The following is a 6,298-nucleotide window of genomic DNA, read 5'->3' on the forward strand; positions in this document are numbered from 1 at the left end:
TTTCAAGGAGAGGTAATTATTCATTATTCATTATTCATTATTCATTGTTGAACATGCTATTACCAAAAAATGAGGTCTAAAGCCTTCCCTTTTAAGGGGATGAAAAAATTTCAATCGGCTTTATCGGAGGTACTGATAACTGATAACTGATAACTCAAATAACCCAATCATCAAATATACAATTAATGTAAGCATTTCCTCCGGAATGCTGCGCAAACAGCCGTCAGCTATCAGCTATTGCTTTTAGTTTAGGATCGACGCTTTATTAATTGCCTTACTACAAAAATTGCCTCCCTTGCTCTTAAAATCAGTTGTTAATTTAAACACTGTCCTTAACAACAGAGTCTTGTTGCTGATAGCTGACAGCTAATAGCTGAATGCTTACCAATTAATTTTGCTTAACTACTGAAATACTGAATTTTAGGAATAGTTTGATTAGAGTAGCGATCGCTTTCGTGACAATTCTCAAGTCAGACAGAGAAATCTAATTATAGTAATTTTTTAACCAAAACTTAAATTAACTTTAATTATTATATGTTATGTTAATTAATAATTTTTTATTCTTGAAAAACTTAACTCAATGAATTTATATTATCGTATTTTCTGGAGTATAATCTTAATATTAGCTAGTATTTTAACTACAGATAAAATTATATTAGCTTCTGCGAAAAACACCAGTCTTTTAATTAACTCTAACAATAATAACTCTTATAAAAATCTTGTAGAACAAGCAGAAAAATTAGCAAAAAATACTATCGATAAAGAATTCAAAAATAATCCCGAAATCACAGAAATCACTATCACTATATTAGGAGAACGTCAAAGTCAAATAGTACCAATTCTACGCTCAAAAATATCTCGTTCTGAATGGCAAAAAAATACAGAAATTGATGATTTGACTAGATATTTTGCCGATGCCAAATATTTACTAAAGTTTGATAATGATAATCAAGATACACCCAAAACTCAACCTCAAACTCCCAACTCTTCTCCTCAAATTCCAGCTCCACCTCCACCATCACCCAATACTCAACCTATAGTTCCTCAGCCGTCAAAAAAATCTCCCACACCACCTACATCTAAACCTCCAGTATTTCCTTCTGATGAAGACGACTCAAAAATTGACGATTAATAGTAGAGGAGTATTCAGCAAACCCTAATTAATAATTGAAGTAGCAATCAACACTAAGCTATCAGAAGTCAGCTTTTCAAGATATATAATATGGGATTAAAACCCCCAGAAAAGGCGCATCACTAATTTTTTAAAATATAGTTTGGAACTTAAAGCATCGAATTTTTAGCTGACAGTTAAATACTGAAAACTGATAGCTAATTAATAATTATAGCGCTGTGCGCAGGCAACAGGCAACAGGCAACAGGCAACAGGGGGAGTAAATTGCCGATAATATAAGACTTTTAGCTATTGGACATCTCCTGCAATCTGTAAATATACCAGCGCTCATTGCTATATATCTCTTTGAAAATAAGAGGATTGACTCAATTGATTAAAAAGAAAATTTTTTCTTGTTTATCCTTTAAAGGAGAGGCTTTAAAACTTAATTATTTGGCAAACATAAGAATAATATACACTTAACTAGCTAATAATCATTCAAATTCATTCTATCCTCAATAACTAAAACCTTCTTCAATAAGTTCAATAATTAGACTCTATATAAACTTTCATAACTTGATAAAAGTGAAATAAAATATTATCAAATATCTTCTTATTACTGGCTAAATCAGATAGATTAACCAAAATTTAAACAATACTTTAATTACGCTTAAACTAACTATAAACTCATTATAAATTTATCTAGGTAGACTTCTGAAGGCAGTACTTAAAGCAACCAACTATACAGACAAGATTGAGGTTAAAAATACTGCTCGCAATAAACTTAAACACCGTAATCTACCACCTCTTGGAGAGAAGAGGACTAAATAAAATTTTATGTCCAGACTAACTCGTAGAAAACTATTAATGTTTTTCGGATGTAGCGCAGCAGCTACAGCACTATCACCAAAAATTGGCAATTTTTTGGGTAGTAGCTCCGAAATAGCTCAAGCTCAAACCGGGGGTCTGAGTTTCACGCCACTAAAACTGGCACATCCTTTAGAAGCTTACGAAAGTAACCCTAGCTTTGTACCTTTAGGAATAGGTGGAGAAGGAGGTACTGTAGGGGCAGGTGTAGATGTAGCACTACAATCCTATGAGTATTTTGATGATGTCATAGTACCTCCCGAATTTGAAAGGTATGTAATAGTTAGCTGGGGCGATCGCGTATTTCCTAACTCAGAAGAATACTTTGGTTATAACTGCGACTATGTAAGCTTTATCCCTATTAATGGTAATCCTGATGATGGCTACCTATGGGTTAACCATGAGTATGTCTCTTATCCCATATCCTCATTAATAGGTGGTGATGACCTAGCTGGTTTCCCCACAACAGACCAACTTGTACTAGGTTTAGATTTATCTCAAGAGAGCTCCTTCACCCGTGGGGAATTTGCTTATAACCAAGGTGGATCTATTCTCAGAATTAGAAAAAGTAATGGTCGTTATGCTCCTGTAGCAGATGATGCTAACCGTCGAGTACACCTATTATCTGGACTAGGAATTAACTCTGAACGTTCAGATGGTTATCAAAGCATTACATCTTGGGGTCCAGCTAGCTATCAGACTGGAGACCAAAACTTCTTAGTAGGTACTGGACCTGCTGCTACTGATGTATTTCCTCTAAGTTCTGATGGACTTGGTAATCGAATTATTGGTACAGCCTTCAATTGTTCTGGTGGTACAACTCCTTGGGGCACAATCTTGACTGCTGAAGAAAACTTCCAAGGTAGCGTTACAGAAGGCGTATTACCTAACGGTACTCAAACTGGTTATGATGAAGATGAAGAGATAGGTTTTATCTTTGGTTTAGTCGGTGAAAAGTATGGCTGGATGGTAGAAATTTCTCCAGCAGACCCAAGTTTCCAAAACAGGAAACATACAGCTCTAGGTCGTTTCCGCCATGAAAATATTGCATTTCGGATAGAAGCAGGCAGACCATTAGTAGCATATATGGGAGATGACCGTCGTGGTGGTCATACCTGGAAGTTTGTGAGTGATGGTATTGTTTCTAGTGCTACTGACCCAAATAATAGCCAATTATTTGAGAGTGGAACTCTTTATGCTGCAAGGTTAAATCCTGATGGTAGTGGTCAGTGGATTCCATTAGTTCCTAGCACTCCCACTAATCCTCTATCACCAAGCGAGATTGCTCAAGCTGAATTAAACGCTTTTGGTGAAGCTCAAAGAGATGGCCGGATTCGCTTACCTCAACGTGCTGGTATTCCTGGAGCTGAACAGGATGGTGGGTCTTTCATTGTAGACCTGACAAATGAAAGCGTATTATCTAATTATCAGGGAAGAACTTTAGGAGATTTCTACACTAGCCAAGGCGCTATTTTATGTGATGCTTTCTTAGCTGCTAACTTAGTAGGTGCTACTCCTACTTCTCGTCCTGAAGACGTAGAAGTTCACCCCGGTGATGGTAGTGTATTTATTGCCTACACAGATAATGCACCTGGTGGAGATGGATATCCAGATTCTAGAGTCTTTGTTGTCAGCAAATACTCTGCAGATGTTGATGCTATTCAGCAGTTTGGCGGTCTGTACCGAATTATTGAAACCAACAGCGATGCTACAAGTCTAACCTTTAGTTGGTCAGTTTTTGAGCATAGTGGAGAAGATGGTGCAATAAATGGTGCTGGCTTTGCTAATGTGGATAACCTAGAAATTGATACTCTGGGTAATATCTGGGGTGTAACAGATATGTCTACCAGTAATCACAATGGGTTCCGAACTGGTGCTGCTGGAGAGCTAAGAGATATTGACCATACTGCTACTGGAAATGTTTCTAGCTTAACAGGGGTATTTGGTAATAACTGGTTGTTCTATATTCCTGTTGTTGGACCTAATGCTGGATTAGTTGTACCTTTTGCTTATGGGCCTCCTCGTTGTGAAATGACTGGACCATATTTTATCAGAAATAGTAGCGGTGTAGATGAAACTCTACTATTAGCTGTACAGCATCCAGGGGAAAGTGCTCCAATGGGAGATGGAGTTCAACTAGGTCGAGATATTGAGATGTTAAATTTGGATGGTACTCTCTTTACTCAGCAGCGAAGTGTACCTCGTGGTAGTAATTGGCCTAGTAATATAGGATATATAGGTACTCCTGGAGGTAGTTTTAATGGTTTGCTACCGCCAAGACCTTCTGTAATTGGTGTTACTCGTAGAAATGGTGGCTCTTTTGTATGACATTCTGCCGACGCTGACCTATAGTAGATACATTGCGGGTTTCCAAGATTGCTGTTACACATTGCTGCCCTAAGCCACTTATCTTGGTAGAATTTCGCCTACGGCACTACTTGGCAGCCTATTTTTTCCCAGAGTCTCTGGATACTAAGTCGATCATAGCCTCAGTTACAGATTTCTTGTGCTGAGGCTATACTTCTATCTACTAAGTAAGGTTTGCTTATGGAAGTCTTTTTGCTAAGGCAGAGAGTAGAGAGTAGCTAAGACTCAAGAGTTAGAGGGAGTTGTAGAGGAGGTACTCAGAAAAATTGTCCCTTGCTAACTCTGCCCAACTATACGCCAAAATACTCACTTTTTGAGTCTTATAAGGCAAAAATCAGGTACTTTTTCACGTTCTAAAAAGGCTAAAACCTTTATCCCACATTCCGCACCACAAAATGTAGTATAAAAGGTGAGTAGTCAATAGTCAATAGTCAGTAGGGAATGATACCGACTAATTGTCTGGCTCCATGTAAGTATTTATGCTCTTAATATTTTCCTGAGAATTTGACTTCTAAGAAAGCTCAATGAAGATAATTTTTACAGTATAAATACTTATCAAGCTACCATTTTTATACTACTTTTGATGTTACGCTCTTGACGTGCGGAACGTGGGCTATAAAGACTCTGGTCTTTAATCAGCAAACCCTAAGTATTTGCATCCTGGAGAACTATGCCATCTATCAGAGAGCTCTCTACTTTTGACTTTTGACTCTAGACAATAAACGGAAGTATACTATTTATCCTTAACTTCTTCTTTCATAGGTACAGGAAGTTGAGAAAAATCTGGTAATCTCACAAGTTCCTTTTCTTTTTCTGTAATTGCCAATGGCAGACGTAGAGGTTCAGATTTTTCCTCAATTAAATAAGTAGCTAAAGGTAATGTTCTTTCTAAATCATCCAATGCTCTAGGAATGACCATTACAGCATTTAAATCTCCAATTCTTTCTGCTTCGTGCATACCAGCTTCTACTGCCACTGCCACATTAGAAACCGAACCCCTCACAATAGCAGTACATAAACCTGCCCCTGTAGTTTCATAAGCAGTCAACTGTACATCACCAGCTTTGAGCATTGCGTCACAAGCTCCCACCATTGCTGGAAAACCTTTAGTCTCTATCAGACCAACTGCCTTATTTCTAAACTCAGCAGAAACTCTACCTTGAGATAACTTAAATAAAAGACTGCCAATAGGTAGTACAGCTTCTAAATTAGGTAAAGGTCGAGGAATTACAGAATGAGAAATAAGTTGTCCAAATTCTTTCGCTGTTTCTGCTCCAGAGTCTATTGCTAAACGAACATCAGCAACACCACCGCGAACTACCGCAGTACAATATCCACTACCAATTTTTTCGTATCCTACCAGAATAACCCCAGATGACTTCAGCATCATATCAGCAGTACCAACTATGGCAGGAAAACTCCTAGTTGTGATTAAACCAAGAGCTGAATCTCCAAAGTTGATTGGCGATTCAAGAGATTCTAGATTATGGTTATTGTGGGTTTGTATTTTCATTTTCTACCTCTGTAACTTAGGCGTAGCAGCGAACCCACCTAAACTCTCTTCAAAATTCTAGCTGATGGTATTTAGAGCTACTTCTGAAATTTTTTATATGAAATCAAAAATATAAATTAATATAGTTTACCCGATTAGACTTTACTTGAAAAAGACGAAAGAGATTTTAAATAATTTGTTGTCCCTGTATGAGAGTCAAGTTCGATCGGTTAGGTCTCTACATTTTTTAAATTATATTATATTTTTTTTGAAATTAGCAAGCCCTTTCATATCAAAAAATAGTTATATTGTCAACCATCCAGCGGCTGTTTATCTGCTAAAAGTATGCCTAACAATTTACTGCTCTCAATCAAATTTTTTAGTTTATCTTAACTAGCATTAATAAAGGGAATAGCAGAAAATAAATTACCCCAATTTTCGTACTTCGATCGTTAACTAGC

At 37.1% G+C, this 6,298-nt stretch carries 3 protein-coding genes; 2 read left to right on the plus strand and 1 reads right to left on the minus strand.

What is annotated here, in order from left to right:
• The first annotated feature begins 580 nt into the window (after nucleotides 1-580).
• Nucleotides 581-1,132, plus strand: coding sequence for a hypothetical protein (locus AC3DU7_RS21615; protein WP_488041366.1), 552 nt, complete (start codon nucleotides 581-583; stop codon nucleotides 1,130-1,132).
• A gap of 816 nt (nucleotides 1,133-1,948) precedes the next feature.
• Entirely contained in the window at nucleotides 1,949-4,306 is a 2,358-nt protein-coding gene (locus AC3DU7_RS21620; RefSeq protein ID WP_488041367.1) for a PhoX family protein, read from the plus strand.
• 772 nt (nucleotides 4,307-5,078) lie between these two features.
• Here the strand turns inward: AC3DU7_RS21620 and ccmO are convergent.
• Nucleotides 5,079-5,858, minus strand: a complete 780-nt coding sequence (ccmO, locus tag AC3DU7_RS21625; protein WP_488041368.1) for a beta-carboxysome assembly protein CcmO — start codon at nucleotides 5,856-5,858, stop codon at nucleotides 5,079-5,081.
• Nucleotides 5,859-6,298 lie beyond the last annotated feature (440 nt).

It is taken from the genome of Okeania sp. (assembly GCF_983059655.1).

Bases quoted from the DNA above. Each gene is read 5' to 3' on its own strand.
- AC3DU7_RS21615 (WP_488041366.1), top strand. From the start codon at position 581: ATGAATTTATATTATCGTATTTTCTGGAGTATAATCTTAATATTAGCT.
- AC3DU7_RS21620 (WP_488041367.1), top strand. From the start codon at position 1,949: ATGTCCAGACTAACTCGTAGAAAACTATTAATGTTTTTCGGATGTAGC.
- ccmO (WP_488041368.1), bottom strand. From the start codon at position 5,858: ATGAAAATACAAACCCACAATAACCATAATCTAGAATCTCTTGAATCG.